Genomic DNA, 25,143 nt, shown 5'->3' on the forward strand with positions numbered 1-25,143 from the left:
TGACACCAGTCGGTCGGACCCCTAAAATTGCGCGCCTATGTCAAACACCGAGTTGCCCAAGTCCGTTGATCCCTACCGGCTCGCGGAACAGAAAAGCGTTCTTGAAGGCTTTGTGCCTTTGAGGGCTTTGTCGCGTTTTGCTGATTGCATCGTTGCCGGTGGCAGCTCTGAAGCGGAACCGGTTTGTGACGTAACACTGACCTTTAGTCAGGATGCTGAGCGTAGGCGCATTGTGGCTGGTCAGTTGTCAGCGGATGTCGTGCTGGAGTGCCAGCGCTGCATGAAGCCGATGAATGCCACCTTGACGTCGCAGTTCAAGCTGGGTTTCGTTACCAGTGACGCACAGGCTCAACAGCTGCCAAAAGAGTTAGAGCCTTACATGGCGGAGGATTTCAGTGCCGATTTGTGGGTGCTGGTAGAAGACGAGTTGTTGCTCGTTTTGCCGCCTTTTCCGAAGCACGGGCGTGATGAGTGTTCTGCTTCGGAAGCGCTGGAAGAATTAGAGCCGGACGCTGATGAGGTCGAGGGTGGAGAGCGGGACAACCCGTTCAATGTCCTTGCGGATTTGAAGACAAAAAAGCATTAATTCCGGGAGTGACCGGCGTGGATTAACCCAAACGTCGGAGCTCAGATTTTACGAACGTTAGTATTAAAGGTCAGGAGCTAACACCATGGCTGTACAGAAGAACCGTAAGACACGCTCAAAGCGTGGTATGCGTCGTTCACACGACGCGCTGGGCACCGCGACGTTGTCTACCGATTCAACAACCGGCGAAATTCATCGTCGTCACCATGTGTCGCCAGACGGTTTTTACCGTGGCAAGCAGGTCGTTGAAACGAGCGGCGAGTAAGTCCCGTTATCAACTCTCTTGCTAAGTCGGTCGGTTAGACGGTGGGTTCAGTCACCATAGCGGTAGACGCAATGAGCGGGGATTTAGGCCCTGCCGTTGCAGTCTCGGCATCTCTGGTCGCAGTGCGTGAAAATGAAGCCTTGAGTTTGATTCTGGTGGGTAACCGGACCGAACTCGAGGCTTTGTTGCATTCAGGGCACCCGCGTATCGATATCATGGAAGCGACCGATGTGGTGCGGATGAATGAGCGCCCGTCTCATGCGCTCAGGCATAAGCAAAATTCTTCCATGGCCGTGGCCTTGCGACTCGTGCGCGACGGCCAGGCTCAGGGCTGTGTCAGTGCCGGCAATACTGGCGCACTCATGGTTTTCGGGCGCTCTATCCTGCGTATGTATCCCGGTATAGAGCGTCCGGCGATCACCAAGCTGATCCCATCGCTGCGAGGTCGTTGCCATGTTCTCGATCTCGGCGCTAACGTGGATGCGAGTGCGGAAAACCTTTACCAGTTTGCCTTGATGGGGTCATTGATGGCCTCTGCGGTTAACAATTTGCAGGAGCCTCGGGTGGCGCTCCTGAATGTCGGTGAGGAAGAGATCAAGGGCAACGAGCAGGTTCGGCTTGCCTCTCACATGTTGGCCCAGTGCGACACTCTGAATTACATCGGTTATGTGGAAGGTAGCGATCTGTTCCGGGATGTGGCGGACGTTGTAGTGTGTGATGGCTTCGTTGGAAACATCGCCCTGAAAACCGGAGAAGGCGTTGCCGGATTGCTCATCGAATTATTGGAAAAGACCTTTGCTCGCAGTTTGTATGGTCGGATTGTAGGCTGGCTGGCCCGCCCGATTCTCGGCCGTGTCCTGAAATTGATGGACCCCTCTCGCCACAATGGCGCCAGCTTGCTTGGACTTCAGGGCGTAGTGATCAAGAGCCACGGCAACGCCAATGAGCGGGCGATGTTATCCGCTATCCGGCAGGCGGTGCTGGAAGTCGAGCTCGAAGTACCCCGGCGTATCAATGAACGTCTGGACGATCTCCTGCTTTAAGAGGCACACCAATGCCTGTTCCTCGGCAATAATCGGGTCCGTGTCGTGGTGGGTTTTGGTTTTACCTTGTACTATTGGCTAATCTCCGGGAACGGACAATCACGGTAAGATCGCCTTTATGAAATCAGCATTTATTTTTCCAGGTCAAGGGTCGCAATCGATCGGTATGCTGAGTGCAGCCGCCGAGCATTGGCCCATCATCGAGCGTACTTTCGCTGAGGCTTCCCAGGTGCTGGGCTACGATCTCTGGCACCTCTGCCAGAATGGCCCCGCCGAAGAGTTGAATCAAACCGCCGTTACCCAACCCGCGTTGTTGACCGCCAGCGTAGCTTTGTGGCGACAGTGGTTTGTTTCGGGTGGCAAACAGCCTGAATTCGTCGCCGGGCACAGCCTTGGCGAATACAGTGCCCTGGTGGCGGCAGAGAGCTTGAACTTCTTTGATGCGGTTAAACTGGTCCGCTTACGGGGCGAGCTAATGCAAACAGCAGTGCCCGCCGGTGAAGGTCGAATGGCAGCCATTCTCGGCCTGGAAGACCAGGACGTCGTGGCGGCGTGCGCGGAAGCGGCCGGAAACGAGGTGGTCTCGGCCGTCAACTTCAATGCGCCGGGACAAGTGGTGATAGCGGGTTCCGCCGCGGCGGTTGAGCGTGCAATTGATGCTTGTAAAGCTCGTGGGGCTCGCAAGGCGATGCCTCTGCCTGTTAGTGTGCCGTCCCACTGTGCTTTGATGAAAGGCGCGGCAGCGGAGTTGGCGATTGCGTTGGAAGACGTTAGCTTTAATGATGCTGTCATACCTGTTGTACAAAATGTGTCGGCCACTGTTGAGCAGAGCCGCGAGGTGTTGAAGTCCAATTTGGTGAAGCAACTATACTCACCAGTGCTATGGACTGATTCCATCAGACAGTTGATTGGCCAGGGGGCAAGCAATGCCATTGAGTGTGGCTCTGGCAAGGTATTGGCTGGCCTGGTCAAGCGGATAGATCGCGGGTTTCCGGTCTACAATATTGAAACGCCAGATGCTTTGGCGGAAGCGCTCGAGGCAACTGAACAGTCGTAAGCGCTCAAAACACAGAGTGATGGATAACCAAAAAGGATGCATGTGATGTCTCTTGAGGGCAAAACCGCACTTGTAACCGGCGCCACGCGCGGCATCGGTAAAGCGATTGCCAGAGCCCTGTCTGAACAGGGTGTCCAGGTGGTGGGCACGGCCACCAGTGCAGACGGTGCCGAATCAATCAGCGCTGAGCTCAAAGCGCATGGCCTGAACGGCTTTGGCATTGTCATGGACGTTGCTGACCCTGAAAGTATCGAAAAAGGTTTGAAGCAGGTTGTAGAGAAAGCGGGGGCTCCGCAGATTTTGGTAAACAATGCGGGCATTACCCGTGATAACCTGCTCATGCGTATGAAAGATGATGATTGGTCGTCGGTTATTGATACCAACCTGGCCAGTGTGTTCAGAACCAGCAAAGCCGTGCTGCGAGGCATGGCAAAGGCTCGTTGGGGACGGATTATCAATATCAGCTCGGTGGTCGCCGGTATGGGCAATCCGGGGCAAGTGAATTATTGCGCCGCCAAAGCGGGCGTCGAGGGTCTGACCCGCAGCCTCGCCAAGGAAATGGGCAATCGGGGCATCACCGTAAATTGTGTGGCTCCGGGCTTTATTGACACGGATATGACACGGAAACTGGACGATAGCCAGCGTGAGGCTATGATGGAAGTCATACCAGCTGGTCGTCTGGGCGAGCCGGTAGAGGTGGCTGCAGTCGTAGCATTTCTTGCTTCCGAGGTGGCTGGCTACGTGAACGGCGAAACCATTCACGTTAACGGTGGCATGTATATGGGCTGAAGGGTTTTGAAAGCCCTTTTAGCACAAGACCTTAGATACACACCCCTGCTTGTTTGCAAGCAGGGTTTAAACTAAACTGGCAATCTAAAATTGCTTGGTTGACATAAAAGTGAGGAAATTATGAGTACAGTTGAAGAGCGCGTAAAGAAGATCGTTTGTGAACAACTGGGCGTTAAAGAGTCCGAAGTTCAAAACTCCTCTTCTTTTGTAGAGGACCTTGGCGCTGACTCACTGGACACCGTTGAGCTGGTGATGGCACTCGAAGAAGAATTTGAAACTGAGATTCCCGACGAGGAAGCGGAAAAGCTCGCCAGTGTTCAGGACGCGATCGACTACATCGTCTCGCACACCTGATACTCTGCACGATCTATACGCCAAGCATGAGCCGTCCTGAATCATTCTGATAGGACGGCTTTTTTATTGGCGTTGAATTCGGGTTTCATCAGAAATATCAGACTTGAGGGCTTGACTGTTTGAGTGCGCAAAGGCACTTGGACAGTGGGCTTAGGTGAAGAGCATTATGGCTGAACGACGTGTTGTTATCACGGGTCTGGGCATGCTTTCCCCGCTAGGGAACGACGTGGCATCCTCATGGCAAGGTATCAAAGAAGGGCGAAGCGGCATCGGCCCAATCGAGCGCTTTGATGCAGAGGGCTATAACACCAGGATCGGTGGCGCTATTCGGGACCTGGACTTCGAGTCTTATCTGACCGCTAAAGACGCCCGAAAAATGGACGCGTTTTTGCAGTACGGACTTATCGCAGCGCAACAGGCCGTAGAGCACAGCGGGCTGGAGCAGTGCGACAATCTGGATAAGGAGCGAGTGGGCGTTGCTATAGGCTCTGGGATTGGTGGTCTGGAGTTTATTGAGAAGAACGTGCTGGCACTGAATGAAAGTGGACCGCGGAAAGTCTCTCCGTTTTTTGTGCCCGCAACCGTCATTAACATGATTGCAGGCAATGTGGCGATAAGGTTCGGTTATCAGGGGCCGAACATTGCCATTACGACGGCCTGTACTACGGGTACCCATAATATTGGTTACGCCGCCAGAACCATTAAGTATGGCGATGCCGATGTGATGTTGGCTGGTGGCGCCGAAATGGCGACGACCAAGACCGGCATCGCAGCCTTTGCGGCGGCCAGAGCCTTGTCAACCCGTAATGACGATCCCGAGCGTGCCAGCCGGCCTTGGGACAAGGGGCGAGACGGGTTTGTGCTCAGTGATGGCGCCGGCGTCATGGTGCTTGAAGAGCTGGAACACGCGGTGAAACGCGGGGCCACCATTTACGGTGAGGTGGTTGGTTTTGGTATGAGTGACGATGCACACCATATAACCGCACCACCATCGTCCGGCGAAGGCGCTCAGCGTGCTATGAAAAACGCCATCCGGGATGCCGGATTGTCACTCACTGACATTGATTACATCAATGCGCACGGTACTTCCACCCAAGTCGGTGACCTTGCGGAAGTCGCCGCGGTCAAGCAGGTGTTTGGTGATCATGCCCACAAGCTTGCCATGAGCAGTACCAAGTCCATGACCGGACACCTGCTGGGAGCCGCCGGCGCCGTAGAGGCAATATTTTCGGTGCTGGCTCTGCACGAGGGTGTGTTGCCGCCGACCATTAACCTGGAAGAGCCGGACGAGGGCTGTGATCTGGATTTTGTATCGGACGGCGCGCGTAAGTCGGACGTCCGTATAACACTGTCCAATTCCTTTGGCTTTGGTGGTACCAACGGCACGCTTATTTTCAAGCGTTATGAGGGCTGAACGGTGCCGTGATGGATGTCATCTGGTCTGACGGTGGTGGCATTCCCGCGAGTGATCGTGGCCTGGCGTATGGCGATGGTCTGTTCGAGACCATTCGCGTACGCAACAACCAGCCCACCCTGAGGCGTCGTCACGTGCAACGCTTCCTGGATGACGCGCGAAGACTCGGGATCCCGTTGATCGAGGCGGACCTCGATCGCGCGATAGACGTCGCAATGCGCCGGTATGCCGCCAATGCCGACTGGGTGCTCAAGCTTATATTGACCCGGGGCAGCGGTGGTCGAGGCTACAAGCCGCCGGCCACGCCACGGCCACGGTTGATCCTGAGTGCACATGCACTGCCTTCGATGCCACCCGCAAAGGGTGTATCGGCCTGCCTTTCAAACTTACAGGTGTTGGTTCAGCCGCAATTTTCAGGCATTAAATCGCTATCCAGGTTGGATCAGGTGTTGGCCAGCCAAGCCATTCCGACCCGATGTTACGAGTCAATCATGACGGATTCGAGGGGGCGCCTGATTGAGGGCACCCGCACCAACATCATGATGTTGTATGACGATCAGTGGCTGGTTCCACCGCAACACAGCGTGGCGGTCGCTGGCGTGATGCAAGCCCGGCTTGGTCATTGGCTGCGAAGTCAGGGCAACAGGATAGCGGAACGCCCCATCGCGCCATCCATGCTGACACGGCCCGAATGCCAGGGCTTGCTGCTCATGAACAGCGTGATCGGCGTTGTGCCTGTTCGTCGTTTAGGTTGTGTTAAGTTGCCTGTTGATGCCCGCCTTGCGACAATCACCGGCCAAAGTCTCTTAATGGAATAGTGCTGTTGATAAAATCCCTTCTGATTACCCTGGTATGTGCGCTTGTCCTCACCGTAACCGGCACGGGCCTGTGGGCCTGGCAAGGGCTGCAGAGTCTTCATGCGCCTGTTAGCCTGGACGAGCCTGTGTTGTTTGAAGTGCCGTCCGGAAGCGCGTTTGGTCATGTCGCGGATGCGATGACGGCGAACGGACTGGTTCAGGACAGCTTTTGGCTGAAACTGCACGCTCGCGTCTACCCCGAACACGCACGGATTAAAGCCGGTGAGTATGAGTTTGTCAGCGGTATGAGCGCCAATGACATGCTTCAGAACATGGTCGATGGCCGTATTAAAACCTGGAGTGTGCAGTTCATCGAGGGTTGGCGTTTCAGTGATGTTCGTGAAGTCCTGGCGGGTAATGATCGCCTGAAGGTGACCACAGGCGACTGGAGTGACGAGCAAGTCATGGCCGCGCTGGGAGCAGAGAATGAACACCCGGAAGGCCGGTTTTTCCCCGACACCTACCTTTACAGCAGCAAGGATAGCGATCTGGATGTGCTGCGTCGCGCCTTTGAAAAGATGAACCTTGTGCTGGCGGAAGAATGGGAGAATCGTGCTGAAGGGTTACCTTATGAATCTGCCTACGAGGCGCTCATTATGGCGTCCATCGTAGAGCGTGAGACCGGTGTTGCCCATGAGCGTGACGAGGTTGCCGGAGTCTTCGTTCGGCGCCTGCAGCGAGGCATGCGCTTGCAGACCGACCCGACCGTTATTTATGGCATGGGTAATCAGTATCAGGGGCGCATTGGCCGCAAGGACCTCCAAACCATGACGCCTTACAATACCTATCGGATTTCCGGGTTACCACCGACCCCAATTGCCCTGCCTGGTCGCGAAGCGATTCATGCAACGTTAAACCCGGGTGAGGGCGACGCGCTTTACTTTGTCGCCAAGGGTGATGGCACCCATCAGTTCTCGCGGTCGCTGAAGGAGCACCAAAAGGCTGTGCGGGCCTACCAGCTCAAACGTCGGTCTGATTACCGCTCGTCACCGCCGCCAACGCCTGACCAGGAAGAGCAGGAATGACTCAGCGCGGCCAGTTCATCACGTTTGAGGGCACCGAGGGCGTCGGCAAATCGACACAACTGAACACGGCTGCAGCCACCTTACGGGCCAGCGGCATTGACGTGGTCATTACCCGAGAGCCAGGCGGCACCCCTATGGCGGAAGCCATACGGGAATTGTTACTGGCCCCGCGGGATGAGCCGGTACACGAGACCACGGAGCTGCTGCTGATGTTTGCGGCCCGGGCCCAGCACCTGCACACGCTGATACTGCCAAGCCTGGCTGCCGGTCAATGGGTGCTGTGTGATCGCTTCACCGATGCCACCTTCGCGTACCAAGGTGGCGGTCGCGGTGTTGCCAATGACCGCATCGCCATGCTGGAGACGTTGGTGCAGGGCAACGTACGTCCAGATCACACCATTTTACTGGACGCACCGGTTGATGTGGGCATGTCCCGAGCCAAACATCGCGGCGAACTGGACCGGTTCGAGCAGGAAACCGTCGCGTTTTTCGAGCGTATCCGGGCGACCTATCTACAGCGTTCACAGGCGTTTCCAAGCCAATATCAGATTGTGGATGCAAGCCAGCCTCTGGCAGCGGTAACCGCCGAGGTCACCGCCCTGCTGCTAAAGTTCGTGGTGGACAACCCGTCAAAGCCTGATTGAAACGGGCGGCCACCGTGCAAGTACTGGCATAGTCTGCTTTAATGATAAGACGTTGTCAGCCAGAGCGTTTTCCCAATCAATTATGTTGAACGCGCGTCTTATCAAGCTCCCAGAGTCTGCATGCCAGCACCGACACGAGCATCATCAGCTTGTTATCGGGGTCGGGGGCGAGTCTGAAGTTTGTGTTGACGGCATTGGCTCGCGGGTCGACAGCTGGACGGCTTGCCTGGTGCCAACCGACGCCCGCCACGACTATCGCGGCAATGAGCGCAACCATGTGCTCGTTGTCGATTTGGATCCCTATTTCCCGGCCCTGAACAACCCGGCGCACAGTGACTATGAGCGCCTGGCGCCACTGTTTGAGCGGCCCCGTAACATGGGAATGGATAACCGGCTTCAAGGCCTGGTTCAGCTGTGCGCAGGAGAGTTCAGTCGTGCGCCTGACAACGACACCATGCACCGCCACCTGGCCACCGGCATCCTGCATTGCATGTCGGAACGGTTGGCAACCTCAGATAACCCACGACATTCCCGAAAGACCGTCTGCCCGGATACGATTCGACGTTTCGTAATGGAAAACCTGCACAAGAAAATAACCGTGCGGGACCTGGCGAGCGTGGCGTGCCTGAGTGTCAGTCGGTTTCATGAAACCTTCCGAGCAATTACTGGCATTACACCCCATCAATATCTCCTTCAGACTCGACTTGAACAAGCTGTTCAGCTTCTCACTGGCACGGCCTTGACGGTATCGGAAATCAGTTTCCGGACAGGCTTTTCAAGCCAGGGTGCATTGACCAATGCACTGCACAAACACCGAGGCATTACCCCCTCTGTCCTGCGCTCAACTGAGACAAAAACACTGGATTTTGGTTAGAAAAGCGAATAATCGGACGATTTTGTAAAAAAACCGTAGGTTTTTGTAAGTCATTAACTTTCTGCCACACTAAATTAAGGTATCAGCTGAACGTTGTCAGAGCGCGCCAGGGAATAAGTGCGTTTTTACTGACTCTCATAATTAAATTTTGACGTTGAGACGCATACTATGTTCAAGGCGAGTAAAGTTCTTGAGCCTGCATTTCAGGAGCAACCGCGCTCTTTTTTCTGGCAGGGCATTACCAGTAACTATTCGGTCGACGAAACCGAGTACCTGAAAGAATTGATCCCGCTCGCCCAAAGCGACGCAGCTGAGTACCGCGCTGTCACCGAAATCGCCACCAAGCTGATAAAAAAGGTCCGTGAGCAGGACGACTCAGTTCATATGATCGACGCCTTATTGCAGGAATACAGCCTGGATACCCAGGAAGGCATTTTGCTTATGTGTCTGGCGGAGGCATTGATGCGAATCCCCGACAAGCACACAGCAGACGCGCTTATCGAGGACAAGATGTCGGTGGCCGACTGGAAAAAACACGTCGGTCGGAGTGAGTCCACTCTGGTAAACGCCTCGACCTGGGGCTTGTTGCTGACCGGGCGCGTGGTCAAAATGGACAAGCGTCTAGACGGCTCGCCGACCAATGTCTGGAAGCGGCTGGTCAAACGAAGCGGTGAACCGGTGATTCGCAGCGCCATGTATCGCGCAATGGGTATCATGGGCAAGCAGTTCGTGTTGGGCCGCGACATCGGTGAAGCGCTCAAAAATGCCCGGGAATACCGGGACGAAGGCTATACCTATTCCTTCGACATGCTTGGCGAAGCGGCCATGACCAAAGACGACGCCGCCCGTTATCTGAAAGACTACATGGACGCCATTGACGCGGTTGGCAGCGATGCCTACCCGAAGAACAATGCCCCGGCACCTTCGATTTCCATCAAGCTATCGGCGCTGCACCCCCGGTACGAAGTGGCGCAAGAAGCACGAGTCCTGAAAGAACTCTATGAAACCGTCATCGGGCTGCTGCAGACCGCCCGGGACAAAGGCGTCGCCATCACCATCGATGCCGAGGAAATGGACCGTCTCGAGTTATCGATGCAGCTATTCGAGAAAGTCTTCAGCTCACCTGTGGTGAGAGGCTGGGGCGGCTTTGGTCTGGTTATTCAGGCGTATTCCAAGCGCGCCCTGCCGGTACTTTGCTGGCTGACCAAGCTTGCGAAAGAACAGGGTGATGAAATTCCGATTCGACTGGTTAAGGGGGCTTACTGGGACACTGAAATCAAGCTGTGCCAGCAACTTGGGCTTGAGGGGTACCCGGTGTTCACCCGTAAAGAAGCGACGGATACTTCGTACCTGGCCTGCCTGAGATTTTTGTTGAGCGACTATACCAAGGGCGCTTTGTACCCGCAGTTGGCCAGCCACAATGCCCATACAGTTGCGTCGGTGTTGGCGATGGCAAAAAACAAAGACCGCAACATTGAATTCCAACGTCTGCACGGTATGGGCGATGCGCTCTACAACACAGTGTTGGCGGAAGATAACATTCCGGTCCGGATCTACGCCCCCGTCGGTGCTCACAAAGACCTGCTGCCCTACCTGGTCCGTCGTCTGCTTGAAAATGGCGCAAATTCGTCGTTTGTTCACCGTCTGGTGGATGCGGAAACGCCTATCGCTGACCTGGTCCAGAATCCCGTACAACAGTTGCAAACCTACGATTCGCTACCCAACAACCGGATTCCATTGCCGACCCAGATTTTTGGCAACGAACGGCCAAATTCCAAGGGCATGAACCTGCACGTCGTAGACGATCTCGATCCTTTGCTCAAGACCATGGATAAGTGGCGCAGCACTGAATGGGAAGCGGGCCCGATTATTAACGGCAGCCATCGTAAACACGGTGATCGCCGCGCCGTACGCGCGCCCTACGATCAGTCGCAGTCGGTGGGGCACGCCTATTGGTCCAGTGAGCAACAGGCGAAAGAAGCTCTGGAGGTGGCCGATGGTGCTTTCCAGCGCTGGAATGAGACACCGGTGGATGCGCGTGCCAAGTGCCTGGAGCGCTACGCCGATTTGATGGAAGCCAACATCGAAGAGCTGATGGCAATCTGTTGTCGTGAAGCGGGCAAAACGCTTCAGGATGGCATTGATGAAGTTCGCGAAGCGGTGGATTTCTGCCGTTACTACGCCATTCAGGGGCGTGCCCGATTCGGCTCAGCGATTGCACTGCCGGGTCCCACCGGCGAGAGCAACGAGCTGTATCTGGAAGGCCGGGGTGTCTTCCTCTGTATCAGCCCCTGGAACTTTCCGCTGGCAATCTTCACCGGCCAGATCATGGCGGCGCTGGTGGCCGGTAATACGGTCATTGCCAAGCCGGCAGAGCAGACCAGTCTGGTGGCACATCGCGCGGTTGAGCTCATGTTGCAGGCCGGCTTTCCCGCGGATGTGATTCAGTTTTTGCCGGGTGACGGCGCCAAGCTGGGTGGGGTGTTGACCCCCGATCATCGTGTCGCCGGTATCGTCTTCACCGGATCAACGCCGGTTGCGCACATCCTCAATCGCACGTTGGCCGAGCGGAAAGGGGCCATTGTGCCACTGATCGCAGAAACCGGCGGCCAGAATGCCATGATCGTCGACAGCAGCGCGTTGCCGGAGCAGGTGGTGCGCGATGTGGTGCACTCGTCGTTTGCCAGTGCCGGTCAACGGTGCTCCGCCTTGCGGGTGCTGTACGTCCAGAAAGATGTCGCCGATCGCATGGAAACACTGCTCGCCGGTGCCATGCAGGAGCTATCGGTCGGCGATCCGGCACTTCATAGCACCGACGTTGGGCCGGTGATTGATGAAGAGGCCCAGTCCGGTCTGCAGGCACATCTGGCGGATCTTGAAAAATCCGCACGCTTTATTGCCAGAACCCGGCTACCGCCGGCCTGTCAGAGCGGATTTTTTGTTCCGCCATCCGCCTATGGGATAGACAGCATCAGCCAGTTGGCAACCGAACACTTTGGGCCAATTCTGCACATTGTGCGATATGACGCTGAAAAATTGGACAATGTGATTGATGAGATCAATAACGCGGACTATGGTTTAACGTTGGGTATTCATAGCCGCAGTGAGTCAACCGCTTCTTACATTGAGAAGCGGGTGAAGGTGGGTAATACCTACATCAACCGGAACCAGATTGGTGCCGTTGTGGGTGTTCAGCCCTTTGGTGGTCGTGGCCTATCAGGGACCGGGCCAAAAGCGGGTGGGCCGCACTATCTGTTGAGATTCGCAACAGAGAGGGCTCGGACCATTAATACAACAGCTGTTGGAGGAAATGCATCGCTGCTTTCACTTGGTATTGAGAAGGTCTAGGCACCAAGTCAAATCCAGCAGACAACGTGTATTCCCGGGCAAGGTTGGCCGGGAAAGAAAGAAACCATAAAAACACCCAAATAGCGCACGGGGAGACGTGAACAATGATAGGAAACAACGTGGGGGTAACAATAACCTTCCTGATTTATATAGCCATGATGCTAGCCCTTGGCTACATCGCCTATAAACGCACATCTAACCTTTCAGACTATATCCTGGGTGGCAGAAGCCTGGGCCCACTTCCATCCGCTTTGAGTGCCGGTGCATCGGACATGAGCGGCTGGCTGCTTCTCGGCCTTCCGGGCTATGCCTATGCCGCAGGTTATGAAGCGATCTGGATTGCGGTAGGTTTGTTGGCCGGTACCTGGCTCAACTGGCTGCTCGTGGCAAGACGTCTGCGAACATACTCGCTGGCCGCCGGAGACTCCCTGACGTTGCCGTCGTTCTTTGAAAACCGTTTTAACGACACCAGCCGAACGCTGCGTGTGGTATCGGCGTTTTTCATTTTGATGTTCTTCCTGTTCTATACCAGTTCCGGTCTGGTTGCCGGTGGCAAGCTGTTTGAGACAGTGTTCGGTCTTGAATACGAAATTGCGGTGATTATCGGTACTGTCGCGGTGGTCTCCTACACTTTCTTCGGTGGTTTCCTGGCAGTGGTCTGGACCGACGTGGTGCAGGGTCTGTTGATGTTTGCCGCGCTTTTGCTGGTGCCGATCATGGCGATCAATGCGGATGGCGGCTGGTCGGCCACGCAGATGGCGATGGAAGCCAAGAACCCTGAGTTCCTGAATGCCTTTACTGGCACTGACGGTGAAGCGTTGGGCATCCTGGCGATTCTGTCCCTGTTGGGCTGGGGTCTCGGGTATTTCGGTCAGCCACACATTCTGGCTCGTTTCCAGGCAATCCGCAGTGAAGACGATGTGCCAACCGCACGCCGCATCGCGGTAATCTGGAGCGCGTTTGGCTTGTTTGGCGCCTTGCTGGTGGGTTTTGCGGCCATTGGCTACTTCGATACCGTATTGGAAGATGGGGAAAAAGCCTTTATCCTGCTGGTCGATGCTCTGTTCCATCCGGTCATTGCCGGTATTCTGCTGGCGGCGATTCTGGCTGCCATCATGAGTACGGCTGACTCCCAGTTGCTGGTCTCGTCTTCAGCGCTGGCGGAAGATTTCTACAAGGCACTGTTCCGTCGTGATGCATCGCAAACCGAACTGGTTTGGGTGGGTCGCTTTGCGGTGGTGGGTATCGCGGTGGTTGCAACCATCCTGGCGTTCGACCCTGACAGCAAAGTGCTGACATTGGTGTCTTATGCCTGGGCAGGCTTTGGTGCGGCCTTCGGTCCGGCCCTGATTCTGTCGCTGTACTGGAAACGGATGAACAAACAGGGTGCCGTCGCCGGTATCATTGTTGGTGGTGCCACCGTGGTAATCTGGGGCAACATGTCAGGTGGTATTCTCGACCTGTATGAGATTATCCCAGGCTTTATCTTGGCGACCGCCGCCATCGTCGGTGTATCGCTGGCAACAGCCGAACCATCCAAAGAGATTCAGGACGGTTTCGATCAGGCAATGAATCCCTAACAGGGCTGAGTTGTTTAGGGTAGAGATACCCATGTAAAGAAAAGGGGCGCCCACAAGGCGCCCCTTTTTTATGGCAAACCGTGGCGGGTCGAGAGCAGGAAATAGACGCTGGCGTGGAGTTACCCTGCTGTGGCAGAGAGATATGAGCGTCGAATGCGTGGGTGGGGTCCACCAACGAAATGCGGCTATGCGCCATTTTGATAGACCAGCAGGACACCCATGATCACGGTCGCCAGACCGATCGAAACATGCAGGCTGTTGAATAACTGTGTCATGTTCCGGGCGCATCGCAGGGGAATGCTAATGGCCACGGACAGCAGTGCCATCCCGCCAATTGAGCCAAGCCCGAACAGCGCGACATAGATCAACCCGGTGGAGGGCGACGCTATCGTGGTCACGGTGAGCAGTATCAATGCCGCCGAGCCCGCCAGGCCATGCATCAAGCCAATAAACAGCGCTCGGGTGGGGAAACTCTGGGGATGGCTATGGTTGTGTTCGGTGTCGCGTGCGTGTTGGTGAGCGACGTCGTTGTCATGATTGAGCGTCGGGACGTCCTCGGCATGAGAATGCGCATGGCAATGAACCGGGCCGCCGCCGTGATGGTGCGCGTGAAAGTGAATGCGGCGGCGCATCAGACGCCGAATAACATCCAGCCCCAGCGCGATGAGCATCAGACCCACGGCCAATTCCAGGGCCTGGGCCAGCCGTTCGGGAATGACGGTATCCAGAAACAGCACTGCCGAGCAGGCCAGGAACAGCGAGAGGGTGTGCCCCAGCCCCCACATGGCGCCCTGCATGATGGCATGACGACGTGAATGACTGCGTGTGGCCAGGGTCGCTACCGCTGCCACATGGTCCGCTTCCATGGCGTGGCGCATGCCCAGCAGAAACCCCAATAGCAGCACCGCGCTCACGATGCAGTCTCAAACAGCGCCGTCAGCCGGGCGTTTAACCAGGCATACCACCGGTCCAGACCATCGCCACGGGTGGCTGAGAGCGGAATGACGTCAATGTCGGGATTTACCTTACGGGCGAACGCGATGCAGGCGTCGAGGTCAAAGTCGACGTATGGCAGCAGATCAATTTTATTGACAACCATCAGGCTCGAGGCCCGGAACATGTGTGGGTATTTTAGCGGTTTGTCGGTCCCCTCGGTCACCGAAAGGATCGCCACCTTGGCTTGTTCGCCGAGGTCAAACAGGGCGGGACAAACCAGATTACCGACATTCTCCACCATCACCAGCGAGTCTCTCGGTGGGTTCAGCGCCGTCAGCGCGCGGGCCAGCATGCTCGCGTCCAGATGGCAGCCGGTGCCGGTATTGACTTGAACCACCCGGCAGCCGGTGGCGCCGATGCGTTCGGCGTCGAACACCGTCTCCTGATCCCCTTCCACGACACTGATCGGCACCGAATTCTGCAGGTCGTGTATGGTGCGTTCCAACAGCTGGGTTTTGCCAGCTCCGGGTGAGCTCACCAGATTGAGGGCCAGAATGTTGCGACCCTCCAGCCAGCCCCGGTTGCGTTCAGCGAGACGATTGTTTTTGGCCAACACCTCCTGCTCCAAGTCGATCGTCGTGCCAGAGGTGTGAGGACGGTTGGGAGAATGATCGTGGGCAGGGCTATCAGAGTGGTCGTGGGGGTGAGCGTGATGATGCGTCGGGTGAGTGTGACGGTGATCAATTCGGGCATGATCGTGGTCCACCGGCTCGACAATCGCGGTTACTTTGCCCGTTGCCAGGTCAGTGACCCAGGCGTGGGCATGCTTGGAACAGCCACAGGTTGTGCACATCAGGCAGTCTCCTCAATTTCCATTGATTTGATCCGGAGTTCATCGCCACCCTGTGGCGCTTCCAGATTGTCGGAGCCGCAAGGGCAGCGAGACAGTAAGTCGTGCATCGCTATGTCATCGCCACAATCGCGGCAGCGGGTACGGCCGGGAATGCGGACAATCACCAGCTCCGAGCCCTCCAGCGAGGTGCCGGTTGTGACCACGTCGTAGCAAAACCACAGAGCGTCCGGCATCACACAGCAGAGCGTGCCGATCTCCACCGTGACGCGCAGTACCGGCGCGCCGCCGGCCTTTTTGAGGCACGCCTCCACGATGCTTTGTGTCACTGACAGCTCATGCACGCTGGCCTCCTTTTTATCCGGGTGTCCGGACTAACAAATACGTGGCAATTGATCACCCACCAGCATGTCGACGATGCGTTCACCGCCAAACGCGGTGTGCATGATGACGCAGCCTTCCGGACTGGCGCTGACGTCGCCAATGATCGCGGCATCGGCTCCGGCCGGGTGACTGCGCATGGCCGCCAGGACTGCACCGGCGTACGCGGCCGGAACCACGGCTACCAGCTTGCCTTCGTTGGCAAAGTACAGCGGGTCCAGCCCAAGAATCTCAGACACCCCCCAGACCGCCTCTCGCACTGGAATGGTTGGCTCGTTGAGGGTGATACAGACATTGGCCGCCTGCGCGAATTCATTCAGTACCGTGGCGATACCTCCGCGAGTGGCGTCTCTGAGGCAATGGATATCGGGACAGACTGCAAGCAAACGGCTAACGAGGCCGTTGAGCGGTTGAGTGTCACTGGCTATGGGTACGTCGAGGGCAAGGTCGTCGCGAGCGGCAAGGATGGCAACCCCATGGTCGCCAACGTAGCCGTTCACCAGGACCTTATCCCCCGGCCGGGCTCGCTGGGCGGCAATGTTGGTGCCTTCGGGAATCACGCCAATACCGCTGGTATTGATGAACAGTTTGTCCACCGCTCCGCGGTTCACCACCTTGGTGTCGCCGGTAACAAACATTACCCCAGCTGTGGCCGCCGCCTGTTGCATGGCATCCACAATGAGCCGTAAATCGGACAGCGGAAAGCCTTCCTCCAGAATGACGGCGCAGGACAGGTACAGCGCCCGGGCGCCGGAGACGGCCAGATCGTTGACGGTGCCATTGACGGCCAGCTCACCGATATTGCCCCCGGCAAAAAACAGCGGATCAACCACGTAGGAGTCGGTGGTGAACGCCAGGCGGTCACCCTGGCGAATGAGCTCGGCCAGGTCGAAGCGGGCCTGATCTTCCAGCGGGGCCAGGGCAGGGTTATCAAAGGCGCCGACGAACACATCATCCACCAGGTCGTGCATGGCCTTGCCGCCGCTGCCATGGGCCAGGGTAATGGTGCCACCGCGAACTTTACCGGTGCGCTGTCGGATACGAGGCGCGCCAGTCGTGGCTCTGTTCATGTCTGCTGCTCCCTCGGTGCGTTCGGTTTGGCGGCTTCCCGCGCCCTGAGAACGTCGACCAGATCGATACGTCCATAGCTATACACCGCCGCACAGGCACCTTCGCTCGACACCATTAAGGAACCCATGGGTGTCTCGGGCGTGCAGGCGGTGCCGAAGACCTTGCACTGCCAGGGCTTGATAGCGCCTTTGAGCACTTCGCCGCACTGGCAGGCTTTCGGGTCGGCTATTTTGAGGTTGGGTACCGGGTACTTGCGCTCGGCATCAAAGCGGGCATAGCCATCCTGCAGCCGGACGCCGGAATGGTCGATCGACCCCAGCCCGCGCCACTCGAAAAACGCCCGTAACTGGAACACCTTGCTGACTGCGGCCAGGGCAGGATTATTGCCACGATCGGGAACCACGCGCTGATACTGGTTTTCCACGTCACTGCGCCCCTCAGCGATTTGGTTCAGCACCATCCAGACCGACTGCAGGATGTCGAGAGGCTCAAAACCGGCAATTACCAAGGGCTTGCGGTAATGCCTGGCGATGAACTGGTAGGGCTCGCTGCCAATGACCATGCTGACATGGCCCGGGCCCAGGAAACCGTCGAGGGTCAGCTCCGGGGAATCCAGAATGGCCTTGATGGTTGGGATGATGGTGATGTGGTTGCAAAAGACCGCAAAGTTTTCAACCCCCTCTGCCTCAGCCCGCAAAATGGTCAAAGCCGTGGAGGGCATGGTGGTTTCAAAACCCAGGGCAAAAAACACCACCTCCCGGTCGGGGTTGTCGCGCGCGATTCTGAGCGCATCCATAGGCGAGTAAACCATGCGGATATCGGCACCTTCTGCTTTGGCCTGGAGCAGGCTCTTGCGCGAGCCGGGCACGCGCATGGCATCGCCAAAGGTGGTGAATATGATGTTTGGACGCTCCGCCAGGGCGACGCAATCGTCGACCCGACCCATGGGAAGCACGCACACCGGACAGCCGGGGCCGTGCACCAGCTCAATACAGTCGGGCAGCATTTGTTCAATGCCGTACTTGAAGATGGAATGGGTATGCCCGCCGCACACTTCCATCAGTTGCAGTGGCCGGGTAGCGCACAGGGGAATGCGTCGAACCAGGGTGTTGATGTTGTCCACCAGCACCCGGGCTTTCGCTGGGTCGCGGAACTCGTCGACAAATTTCATCCATTGGCCTCCAGTCCGCCGCGTTTGTCGGCCAGCAACGTATGCACCAGATCCCATAAAATATGGTAGGTCGCCACGTGCACTTCCTGAATTCGGTGAATGCTGTCGGTGGGCACTACCAGGCAGTGATCGAGTACCGCCGAGCGGGCCATTTCACCCCCATTCCCGCCGGTCAGCCCAATGGTGGTCAGGCCCAACGCCCGGGCCGTGGTGTAGGCGCGGATCAAATTGCCGGAATTGCCGCTGGTGGAGAAGCCCACCAAACCATCTCCGGGCCGGGCCAGTGCAAGGATCTGACGGACAAAGATATGATCGAACCCGACATCGTTACCCACGGCGGTCATCATGGCCTGATCCGCCCCCAGGCTGGTGGCGGTCAGCGCTGGTCGCCCAGCGGTCACCGGGTGCAAAAACTCCACCGCAAAGTGCGCTGCGTCGCAGGACGAGCCGCCGTTGCCCATGGCAAACATGCGGCCACCCCGCAGGTAAACGTTGGCAATGGCGTGTGCGGTCTCCACGACCTTGGTGCCACTCTCGGCGAAGAAGCGTTGCTTCACCTCAATGCTGTGGTGCGCTTTCTGGCGTACCGACTCGATGAGCGCCTTATCAACCTCTTCATGGTTTTGGGACTCCCCGTGCAGAAACGGATACAAGGCCCGTAATGGATCGCCGTCGGTGGTCATTGCGGCCCCCCCTGAATCCAGCGCATTTCCTCTGCCATTTCGCCCAGTTCACGGAGCAATTCAAGGGTTTTCATGGCTTCGTCCTCATCAATCCGGCTCATGGCAAAGCCGACATGCACCAGTACCCAGGCACCAATACATTGCTCATGGTTGCGATGAGCGTCGGTCACACAGGCAATGTTGATGGCTCGCCGGATACCGCCGATCTCCACCATGGCGGTGTCCGTATCGGCATCGATGATCGCGACAATCTGTCCGGGAATGCCTACACACATGGCGGCGCCCTTTTTGTTTCGGCCATCGCCTGCGCCGCCGCCACAGCAGCTTGACCCAGGCTCAGTCCGCCGTCGTTGGGCGGTGCCCGGCGATGGCGCAATACCTGTAAGCCACGGGACTCAAGCGTGTTCACCAGCTCTGCGCTTAAGACCGCGTTTTGGAAGACACCGCCGGAGAGCGCGATGCGACAGGACCAGGCATCACGGTGCCGGGTGACAAGGACGCCGACCATAGTGGCAAGTGCCTGCGCCAGACCCGCATGGAAGCGCGCCGCGATCACCCCGGCGGTGATCCCGGCGTCCAGGTCCCGCAGTAACGCCCGCCACATGGGCGCGGGCTCAAGCAAGGGCAAAGGCCCCGTAGTGTTCAGCGTGAACGGATAAGCATGGCCGTCGTGCAGTGCTTGCCGGTGGACGATGGCCTCCAGTTCCATCGCGGCCTGACCTTCGTAGCTGACGGTCTGGCGACCTTGGGTAACCGCGGCCACGGCATCGAACAGGCGCCCGCACGAGCTGGTCATGGGGCAGTTGAAACCGGCCGTCATCATGCGGTCCAGCATGGCAACAGGGTGGCTTGCCAGCGCCTGGAAAAAGGGCAGGCCACAATACCTGGCCTTCAGGGTTTGCCAGCCGAGGAGGCGACGAAGATGGGCATAAGCCATGCGCCAGGGCTGATGGACGGCCTGCTCGCCTCCCGGCATCGCAACCGGGGTAAACGTCGCAATCCGCCGAGCGCTGCGGTAATCCGCCAGTAAGAATTCACCGCCCCAGAGCGTGCCGTCATCGCCGTACCCACTGCCATCGAGGACAATGCCAAGTACTGGAGCCGCATCGGGCTCAATGCCGTTGTCCACCAGACAGGCGGCGATGTGGGCATGATGGTGCTGAACTTCCGTGAGCGGCAAGTGGTTCGAGTCGGCCCATTCGCGGCCTAATTGGCTTGACCGGTAACCGTAGTGCCGGTCGATGGCCAACCGTTGTGGCCAGTGGTCGAGCAGCTCGGTATACAGCGCCAGGCCCTTGCAATAGGCCTGATGAGCCTTGGCATTGGCCAGATCCCCCAGGTACTGGGACACGATCGCCTCACCGTCACGCAGCAGAGTAAAGGTATTTTTGGATTCGCCACCGAAGGCGAGAATGTCCGGTGCACCACGGAAGCCGGCCGGCAGCATCAGGGGCGCCGGGGCCAGACCCCGGCCCCGGCGCAGGACGACCGGACGCTCGGCAACCAACCGGATGACTGAATCGTCCAGGCGATTGACGATGTCCCGGTTATTGAGCAGCAGCACATCGGCAATATCGGCCAACTGTGTCCGGGCTTCGTCATTACCAATGCATTGCGGTTCCCCTGACCGATTGGCACTGGTCAGCACAATGGGGGCGTCGAGTTTGGCCATCAGCAGGTGGTGCAATGGTGAATAAGGCAGCATAACGCCGTGGCAACGTTGCCCTGGCGCCACGGCATGGGCCAGGCGCTCTGCGCCAGAGGCCTCGAGCAATACGATGGGCGCTGCCGGATCCTCCAGCAGTTGGGTCTCGTTGTCGTTCACTCGGCAATACCGACGCACCATCTCGACATGGCCCGCCATCACGGCAAACGGTTTGTGATGCCGCCGCTTGCGTTCGCGCAGCCGGCTCACCGCCGTATCGTTGCGGCTGTCGCAGGCCAGGTGAATACCTCCCATGCCTTTGACGGCGATAATGTGTCCGGCTTTCAGCAAGCACTGGGCAGCGGCAATGGCGTCGCCGCTGATTGCGCTGATATCGATGGCCGCACCCGTGGTGATTTCGAGCCACAGGTGCGGCCCACAGTCGGGGCAGGCAACAGGCTGGGCGTGGAAACGCCGGTTGGCCGGATCGTTATACTCCACAAGGCAGGCCGGACACAGGGCAAAGTCGGTCATGCTGGTGTTGGTCCGGTCATAGGGTATGCGGTGAACAATGCTCAGTCGCGGTCCACAATGAGTGCAGTTGTTGAAAGCATAACCAAACCGCCGATTGCGCGGGTCAAACACCTCTGCCACGCAGTCCGGGCAACTGGCGGTATCGGGGGGCACATGGGTGCGAACGGCCCCGGGAATACTGGTGACAATATGAAAGCCCGGCCGCTGCGCTTTGCCCTCCAGCGGGCTGTGTTCCATTGCCTCAATGCGGGCCAGTGGCGGTGTCTCGGTGCACAAGCGATCTATGAAGGTTCGCTGCGCAGACGGTGACCCCCATATGTGGATCAGTACCCCTTCAGCATCGTTGCCAACGTCTCCGCTCAGGCCGCAGGCATGGGCCAGCCGCCACACTGTGGGCCGAAATCCCACGCCTTGCACCAAACCTCGCACCCGAATAGTCGAACCGGGCGCCATGGCCAGCTCGGCTATACGCTGGCTGTCTGTATTGCTGTCGAACGCCATGATCGTCATGTTTATTACCCACAGGGGAATGTGCCGACCGTTACATCCTGCTGTTTCGAGTAGCCGCATCCGGTGCCGCAATGATCACATTGATCGTATTTTCAGATAACGTTTGATGTCTTTCAGGTTCAGTAGAATGCACCCAACAATCGCCACCAGTACAAGAAACCAGAAAACTCCCCATCCACTCATGTCCGTCCTCCCGGAGCAGGCTCGCTCCTCAGCATGTTGTTCCTGTCCTGGCGCTGCCTTTCAGTTCCTGCGGTCAGGCCTGGAGTTTCATCGGTGACACAGGTCTGAGCCTCTGGGTGGACCATTCTGCGGCAATGCGCTGGACCTCAGTAATGACCACGGGAATAGCCGCCTCAACCGGTTCACTCAAATCCATCCTGCCCTCGTCGTCGTTCAGGGTCTCCGGCTGGCACCCGATCAACAGTACCCGTGGGCATACCGTGCCGAGTGAGGCCGCAAAGCGCAGTACGGTGACCGGATCCATGGCGTGCGGGCTGAACATTGGCCGGTAGGTGTTGGCGGTGGTCGGGCTGTCGAGGTCGGGTTCAATCCGATAGACCGTGCCCGGCACGCCACCGCGGTCGACGGCGTCAATCAGGATGACACCGTGGTAGCCGTCCACCAGGGCATAACTCAGGTCCAGGCCGCGAATACCGAAGTCCACCACGTCGATTTCGGGCGCAAGAGTCCGTTGACTTAACCGTTGCGCCACTACCGAACCAAAGCCATCATCGCCCATAAAAATATTGCCGATGCCGCCAATCAGTATGCGTGTCATCGTGTCGTCTCCTGTCGGGCGCGGGGCGCCAGGGGTTCCAGTTCCTCGGGCGCAAAGAAAAAACGGTGACCGGGCATGCGTTCCAGTCCCCATTCGCGACCGGGGTCATCATCGACCGTTACCGCCACGTAGACCCGGTCCTCAAAGTCGCGCTCAATGGCTTCGATGACCGCGGTTTTGCCGGCCAATACCAGATCCATGACATCGCTTCGGTTGCCGGGGCGCAGACGCACTGGATCGCCCACTTGCAGCTCGCGATTGCCGAGCCGGCAAGACGCCGACTGCGGTTTGTCGGTGGGCGGCTCGAGTGGGTTAGGGGGGGCTGAGGTGTGGTCGGTCACCGCCGGATCGTGCTCAGGCGCGGGGTCGCGCACTGGGTCGCGAAGGGTACCGTGCAGGCGCATGAAAGCGTTGGCATCCAGCGCTTCAGTCCGTGCCAGCAGCTCGGCGGCTCGCGGTTCTGTGGCGGCCATTTCCTGCTTTTCGGCGTCGGTCATGGCGAGAATGCGCAAGCTCAGGATCTCGTCGATCTCGGTGGCGTCAAAAAAGTCTCCGGGACTTTCCGGCGCCACCTCGGGGTAGTCGTAAAGGATGATGGGCGACGATAGCAGGGTGTCGTGACTGCCGGGCCGACCCACGAGTACTGGGTACGTGCCTTGGTTTTCGCATTCGGCCGCCGCCTGTGCCAAATGTGAGGGCGGGTCCAGCAGGGACATAAAACGACCGCCACCTAGACCCAGAAGGGTGTGGGTGGAGGCAAAGGAGTAAAGGCTGGCTTCGTCACGATCGTCCACCACTGACGGGTCCATCGGTGTCCGGTTCTCGATTTTGACAGTGAGTCGGTAGGTGGTGTCAGTGAGGGTTGTCAGGCGGACGTCCACAGTCCCCTGGATAGCGTTTTGACGGCGCAGCAGCACACCCAGGATCAACCCGGACGAATCTGCGACCGGCTCCGATTCACACTGCCCCGGAAAGGCAAATGGTTGGGACACTGGCTGTTCAAACAACTCGGCCAATGAGCATTCGGCAATCACCAGGTCCCGTTCGACAACTTCCTGCCAGCTACAATACTGGCGGTCGCCCAGAGTTAAAGAGGGCACCCGTTTGAACTCCGGGGCCCAGGTCCGCGCCTGATGGGTTGGCCACGTGGTAAAGGGTGTGGTCAGTTTGCCCACCTCCCTGGCTAGCGGGTGCAGAAACCGTACCCGTACTTCCAGCCGGGTGTGGAGATCACCTTCCACAAGGCATTGGGTCTGCATGTGCCAGGGTTCGCTGGCGTCAGTGGCGTTGGCATAAGCCTTCGGGTAAATGCCGCCGAAAGTCCAGCGTTGACGATTCTTTGCCGCAGTGGGGCGGTAGGGATAAAGGATATAGCCTTCGTACAGCACCGCGTCGATCAACGGTTGTGCGTGTTCAAAGTTCATGACAGGGCCTCCGCAACGTTCTGAAGCAGACCGTTCAATGCCTCGTCGAAATTGGTATAGCCTTGCCGAACCTTGTAGCTATTGATGGCATCAAACACTTTGCGGTTGACGCACAGCCAGTTCTGGTTGGGGTAATAGAGGTCCATCATGTTGCGCCAAACCTGCACGGGCAGGTTGTAGCGGGATTCTTCGTGCCAGGAAATCAGGTCCATCGCCAACGCACCCTCGTCGTCGCGGTAAAATACGCTGCCGGAATAGAGCAACAATAACGGCACTTCGCCGTCTGCCAGACCGTAGAAGTATTTGGTGGCGGCGAGGTTGAAATCAAAACTGCACGGCACCGGCAGGTCCACCGCTGTGTGAAGGGTGTCGAATGCAGGAACCACCACGCCGGTGTGGGTCCATAGCATCGAATGCAGTGTCTGGTGCCAGCGTTCCGGGGCCCCGAACAGGTCCTTCAGATGGGCTTGTTCGGCGGGCGCATAGTGGCGCCGGGTGGTATCGATACGAATTTGGCACTGCAGTGAAATGCACTGTATGGCCAGCGCCTCGCCGCGCTGGTTGACCGAAAGCCTTAAATTCAGGGCCGGCGCTGCAGTGTGTCTGGCGGGATGGGCGCTCTCGACGTTGAAATGGATGTCAGGCATGGATGCGGTTCCTGTTAATGGTTGCTCCATCGGTCTCACTCCTCAGGCGGCTGAAAAACTGTTGAATGGCGTCCCGCGCTTCTTCACCACCGGACAAGCCCTGCCAGCGTTGGCGAATCAAGCCGACCAGCCCATAACAGCGGTCGATGGGGGTTCGGAAGTACTCACGTGCGCCATCCATACGATTGACCAGCAAGGCCTCAACATCGGCCTGCAATTCATTGAGAACAGGGTTGGCAATTGCCAGCTCGGCCCAGGCGGTCAGCGTCAGGGTGGATTCTGTTGCCCCGGCTGGACCCGGGTAGAAAGCCACCACACGGCCGGTTGGCGAGTTGTGAAAGAAAAATGCGATGTTGATAGGAATCAACAGGGCATCCCACTGAGCATCGGCCAGGTCGAATTCGGGCAGTCGTGTCACCCGTCCTGGGACGCGCCGATAACGCCGGGCCTCGGGATTGTCGAATAACAGTGCACACGCCTGACAGACACACGACAACTGTCGGGTTGCCGGTTCAATCAGATGGGGGTGGTCGCGCCCAATCTCTGTGCTGCAGAGCTCGCATCGTTCGGTGATCCGGGCACCGGCGTCCATAAAATTTTTCAGTGCGGCAACCCAGTCTTTCGGCTGCGTTCTGGTTCTCCCTTCCATTGGTTCTCGTCCTTGGTTGTAGCGC

The 25,143-nt window shown here is 57.8% G+C and carries 26 protein-coding genes; 13 read left to right on the forward strand and 13 right to left on the reverse strand.

Translation table 11 applies throughout. The features are described from left to right. Nucleotides 1-37: 37 nt before the first annotated feature. From GRX64_RS07480 to putP, 13 genes are all read left to right on the forward strand, one after another. Complete coding sequence (locus GRX64_RS07480; protein WP_166265445.1) at nt 38-586, forward strand: YceD family protein; 549 nt, start codon at nt 38-40, stop codon at nt 584-586. 85 nt (nt 587-671) lie between these two features. Continuing rightward, a complete protein-coding gene (gene rpmF / locus GRX64_RS07485; protein ID WP_166265448.1) occupies nt 672-851 on the forward strand; it encodes a 50S ribosomal protein L32 in 180 nt (59 codons plus the stop codon). Nucleotides 852-892: 41 nt separating this feature from the next. Then, entirely contained in the window at nt 893-1,894 is a 1,002-nt protein-coding gene (plsX, locus tag GRX64_RS07490; RefSeq protein WP_166265450.1) for a phosphate acyltransferase PlsX, read from the forward strand. 118 nt (nt 1,895-2,012) lie between these two features. Next, complete coding sequence (gene fabD / locus GRX64_RS07495) at nt 2,013-2,951, forward strand: ACP S-malonyltransferase (RefSeq protein WP_166265452.1); 939 nt, start codon at nt 2,013-2,015, stop codon at nt 2,949-2,951. Nucleotides 2,952-2,996: 45 nt separating this feature from the next. Next, on the forward strand, nt 2,997-3,740 hold the full coding sequence (fabG, locus tag GRX64_RS07500) for a 3-oxoacyl-ACP reductase FabG (protein WP_166265455.1): 744 nt from the start codon (nt 2,997-2,999) through the stop codon (nt 3,738-3,740). 120 nt (nt 3,741-3,860) lie between these two features. Continuing rightward, complete coding sequence (gene acpP, locus GRX64_RS07505; RefSeq protein ID WP_166265458.1) at nt 3,861-4,094, forward strand: acyl carrier protein; 234 nt, start codon at nt 3,861-3,863, stop codon at nt 4,092-4,094. A gap of 166 nt (nt 4,095-4,260) precedes the next feature. After that, a complete protein-coding gene (gene fabF / locus GRX64_RS07510; RefSeq protein WP_166265461.1) occupies nt 4,261-5,508 on the forward strand; it encodes a beta-ketoacyl-ACP synthase II in 1,248 nt (415 codons plus the stop codon). Nucleotides 5,509-5,519: 11 nt separating this feature from the next. Next, entirely contained in the window at nt 5,520-6,326 is an 807-nt protein-coding gene (locus GRX64_RS07515; protein WP_166265464.1) for an aminotransferase class IV, read from the forward strand. A gap of 5 nt (nt 6,327-6,331) precedes the next feature. Beyond that, the gene (gene mltG, locus GRX64_RS07520) at nt 6,332-7,390 is read left to right on the forward strand and encodes an endolytic transglycosylase MltG (protein WP_166265468.1); all 1,059 of its coding nucleotides are present in this window, start codon (nt 6,332-6,334) and stop codon (nt 7,388-7,390) included. After that, entirely contained in the window at nt 7,387-8,034 is a 648-nt protein-coding gene (gene tmk, locus GRX64_RS07525) for a dTMP kinase (RefSeq protein ID WP_166265471.1), read from the forward strand. The genes mltG and tmk overlap by 4 nt, the downstream gene beginning before the upstream one ends. A gap of 82 nt (nt 8,035-8,116) precedes the next feature. Next, a complete protein-coding gene (locus GRX64_RS07530; protein WP_166265473.1) occupies nt 8,117-8,908 on the forward strand; it encodes an AraC family transcriptional regulator in 792 nt (263 codons plus the stop codon). Nucleotides 8,909-9,076: 168 nt separating this feature from the next. Beyond that, complete coding sequence (gene putA, locus GRX64_RS07535) at nt 9,077-12,256, forward strand: bifunctional proline dehydrogenase/L-glutamate gamma-semialdehyde dehydrogenase PutA (RefSeq protein ID WP_166265476.1); 3,180 nt, start codon at nt 9,077-9,079, stop codon at nt 12,254-12,256. A 104-nt stretch (nt 12,257-12,360) separates the two neighbouring features. After that, nucleotides 12,361-13,836, forward strand: coding sequence for a sodium/proline symporter PutP (putP, locus tag GRX64_RS07540; protein ID WP_166265479.1), 1,476 nt, complete (start codon nt 12,361-12,363; stop codon nt 13,834-13,836). Nucleotides 13,837-14,021: 185 nt separating this feature from the next. Here the strand turns inward: putP and GRX64_RS07545 are convergent, their stop codons facing one another. The 13 genes from GRX64_RS07545 to GRX64_RS07600 all read right to left on the reverse strand — a co-directional run bounded on the left by GRX64_RS07545 (nt 14,022) and on the right by GRX64_RS07600 (nt 25,118). After that, on the reverse strand, nt 14,022-14,750 hold the full coding sequence (locus GRX64_RS07545) for a HoxN/HupN/NixA family nickel/cobalt transporter (RefSeq protein WP_166265482.1): 729 nt from the start codon (nt 14,748-14,750) through the stop codon (nt 14,022-14,024). After that, nucleotides 14,747-15,625 (reverse strand): hydrogenase nickel incorporation protein HypB, encoded by an 879-nt coding sequence (hypB, locus tag GRX64_RS07550; RefSeq protein WP_166265485.1) that lies wholly within the window; start codon nt 15,623-15,625, stop codon nt 14,747-14,749. The genes GRX64_RS07545 and hypB overlap by 4 nt, the downstream gene beginning before the upstream one ends. Next, nucleotides 15,625-15,966: a hydrogenase maturation nickel metallochaperone HypA/HybF gene (locus tag GRX64_RS07555; RefSeq protein WP_166265488.1), complete on the reverse strand. Its 342-nt coding sequence runs from the start codon at nt 15,964-15,966 to the stop codon at nt 15,625-15,627. The genes hypB and GRX64_RS07555 overlap by 1 nt, the downstream gene beginning before the upstream one ends. A gap of 30 nt (nt 15,967-15,996) precedes the next feature. After that, the gene (hypE, locus tag GRX64_RS07560) at nt 15,997-17,073 is read right to left on the reverse strand and encodes a hydrogenase expression/formation protein HypE (protein ID WP_166265491.1); all 1,077 of its coding nucleotides are present in this window, start codon (nt 17,071-17,073) and stop codon (nt 15,997-15,999) included. Continuing rightward, nucleotides 17,070-18,245 (reverse strand): hydrogenase formation protein HypD, encoded by a 1,176-nt coding sequence (gene hypD, locus GRX64_RS07565; RefSeq protein WP_166265494.1) that lies wholly within the window; start codon nt 18,243-18,245, stop codon nt 17,070-17,072. Before hypD ends, hypE begins: the two co-directional genes overlap by 4 nt. Then, a complete protein-coding gene (locus tag GRX64_RS07570; protein ID WP_166265497.1) occupies nt 18,242-18,928 on the reverse strand; it encodes a D-sedoheptulose-7-phosphate isomerase in 687 nt (228 codons plus the stop codon). Before GRX64_RS07570 ends, hypD begins: the two co-directional genes overlap by 4 nt. Continuing rightward, nucleotides 18,925-19,203 carry a HypC/HybG/HupF family hydrogenase formation chaperone gene (locus GRX64_RS07575; RefSeq protein ID WP_166265500.1) on the reverse strand — a complete coding sequence of 93 codons (279 nt, stop codon included), beginning with the start codon at nt 19,201-19,203 and terminating at the stop codon, nt 18,925-18,927. The genes GRX64_RS07570 and GRX64_RS07575 overlap by 4 nt, the downstream gene beginning before the upstream one ends. Then, nucleotides 19,194-21,617, reverse strand: coding sequence for a carbamoyltransferase HypF (gene hypF / locus GRX64_RS07580; protein WP_235937561.1), 2,424 nt, complete (start codon nt 21,615-21,617; stop codon nt 19,194-19,196). Before hypF ends, GRX64_RS07575 begins: the two co-directional genes overlap by 10 nt. A 75-nt stretch (nt 21,618-21,692) precedes the next feature. Next, on the reverse strand, nt 21,693-21,800 hold the full coding sequence (locus GRX64_RS19780; RefSeq protein WP_427901648.1) for a DUF6893 family small protein: 108 nt from the start codon (nt 21,798-21,800) through the stop codon (nt 21,693-21,695). Between the two features lie 73 nt (nt 21,801-21,873). Further along, the gene (locus GRX64_RS07585; protein WP_166265503.1) at nt 21,874-22,398 is read right to left on the reverse strand and encodes a hydrogenase maturation protease; all 525 of its coding nucleotides are present in this window, start codon (nt 22,396-22,398) and stop codon (nt 21,874-21,876) included. After that, complete coding sequence (locus GRX64_RS07590; RefSeq protein WP_166265506.1) at nt 22,395-23,822, reverse strand: hypothetical protein; 1,428 nt, start codon at nt 23,820-23,822, stop codon at nt 22,395-22,397. Before GRX64_RS07590 ends, GRX64_RS07585 begins: the two co-directional genes overlap by 4 nt. Then, nucleotides 23,819-24,469, reverse strand: coding sequence for a DUF6084 family protein (locus tag GRX64_RS07595; protein ID WP_166265509.1), 651 nt, complete (start codon nt 24,467-24,469; stop codon nt 23,819-23,821). Before GRX64_RS07595 ends, GRX64_RS07590 begins: the two co-directional genes overlap by 4 nt. Further along, nucleotides 24,462-25,118 carry a DUF5947 family protein gene (locus GRX64_RS07600; RefSeq protein ID WP_207308752.1) on the reverse strand — a complete coding sequence of 219 codons (657 nt, stop codon included), beginning with the start codon at nt 25,116-25,118 and terminating at the stop codon, nt 24,462-24,464. Before GRX64_RS07600 ends, GRX64_RS07595 begins: the two co-directional genes overlap by 8 nt. Nucleotides 25,119-25,143: the final 25 nt, after the last annotated feature.

It is taken from the genome of Marinobacter caseinilyticus, from assembly GCF_011074955.1.
Taxonomy (GTDB): Bacteria; Pseudomonadota; Gammaproteobacteria; order Pseudomonadales; family Oleiphilaceae; genus Marinobacter; species Marinobacter caseinilyticus.

What these genes read in the sequence shown, in the direction of transcription:
- GRX64_RS07480 (WP_166265445.1), top strand. Translation starts at nt 38, where the DNA reads ATGTCAAACACCGAGTTGCCCAAGTCCGTTGATCCCTACCGGCTCGCG.
- rpmF (WP_166265448.1), top strand. Translation starts at nt 672, where the DNA reads ATGGCTGTACAGAAGAACCGTAAGACACGCTCAAAGCGTGGTATGCGT.
- fabD (WP_166265452.1), top strand. Translation starts at nt 2,013, where the DNA reads ATGAAATCAGCATTTATTTTTCCAGGTCAAGGGTCGCAATCGATCGGT.
- fabG (WP_166265455.1), top strand. Translation starts at nt 2,997, where the DNA reads ATGTCTCTTGAGGGCAAAACCGCACTTGTAACCGGCGCCACGCGCGGC.
- acpP (WP_166265458.1), top strand. Translation starts at nt 3,861, where the DNA reads ATGAGTACAGTTGAAGAGCGCGTAAAGAAGATCGTTTGTGAACAACTG.
- fabF (WP_166265461.1), top strand. Translation starts at nt 4,261, where the DNA reads ATGGCTGAACGACGTGTTGTTATCACGGGTCTGGGCATGCTTTCCCCG.
- GRX64_RS07515 (WP_166265464.1), top strand. Translation starts at nt 5,520, where the DNA reads ATGGATGTCATCTGGTCTGACGGTGGTGGCATTCCCGCGAGTGATCGT.
- tmk (WP_166265471.1), top strand. Translation starts at nt 7,387, where the DNA reads ATGACTCAGCGCGGCCAGTTCATCACGTTTGAGGGCACCGAGGGCGTC.
- GRX64_RS07530 (WP_166265473.1), top strand. Translation starts at nt 8,117, where the DNA reads ATGTTGAACGCGCGTCTTATCAAGCTCCCAGAGTCTGCATGCCAGCAC.
- putA (WP_166265476.1), top strand. Translation starts at nt 9,077, where the DNA reads ATGTTCAAGGCGAGTAAAGTTCTTGAGCCTGCATTTCAGGAGCAACCG.
- putP (WP_166265479.1), top strand. Translation starts at nt 12,361, where the DNA reads ATGATAGGAAACAACGTGGGGGTAACAATAACCTTCCTGATTTATATA.
- hypB (WP_166265485.1), bottom strand. Translation starts at nt 15,625, where the DNA reads ATGTGCACAACCTGTGGCTGTTCCAAGCATGCCCACGCCTGGGTCACT.
- hypE (WP_166265491.1), bottom strand. Translation starts at nt 17,073, where the DNA reads ATGAACAGAGCCACGACTGGCGCGCCTCGTATCCGACAGCGCACCGGT.
- hypD (WP_166265494.1), bottom strand. Translation starts at nt 18,245, where the DNA reads ATGAAATTTGTCGACGAGTTCCGCGACCCAGCGAAAGCCCGGGTGCTG.
- GRX64_RS07570 (WP_166265497.1), bottom strand. Translation starts at nt 18,928, where the DNA reads ATGACCACCGACGGCGATCCATTACGGGCCTTGTATCCGTTTCTGCAC.
- GRX64_RS07575 (WP_166265500.1), bottom strand. Translation starts at nt 19,203, where the DNA reads ATGTGTGTAGGCATTCCCGGACAGATTGTCGCGATCATCGATGCCGAT.
- hypF (WP_235937561.1), bottom strand. Translation starts at nt 21,617, where the DNA reads ATGACGATCATGGCGTTCGACAGCAATACAGACAGCCAGCGTATAGCC.
- GRX64_RS19780 (WP_427901648.1), bottom strand. Translation starts at nt 21,800, where the DNA reads ATGAGTGGATGGGGAGTTTTCTGGTTTCTTGTACTGGTGGCGATTGTT.
- GRX64_RS07585 (WP_166265503.1), bottom strand. Translation starts at nt 22,398, where the DNA reads ATGACACGCATACTGATTGGCGGCATCGGCAATATTTTTATGGGCGAT.
- GRX64_RS07590 (WP_166265506.1), bottom strand. Translation starts at nt 23,822, where the DNA reads ATGAACTTTGAACACGCACAACCGTTGATCGACGCGGTGCTGTACGAA.
- GRX64_RS07595 (WP_166265509.1), bottom strand. Translation starts at nt 24,469, where the DNA reads ATGCCTGACATCCATTTCAACGTCGAGAGCGCCCATCCCGCCAGACAC.
- GRX64_RS07600 (WP_207308752.1), bottom strand. Translation starts at nt 25,118, where the DNA reads ATGGAAGGGAGAACCAGAACGCAGCCGAAAGACTGGGTTGCCGCACTG.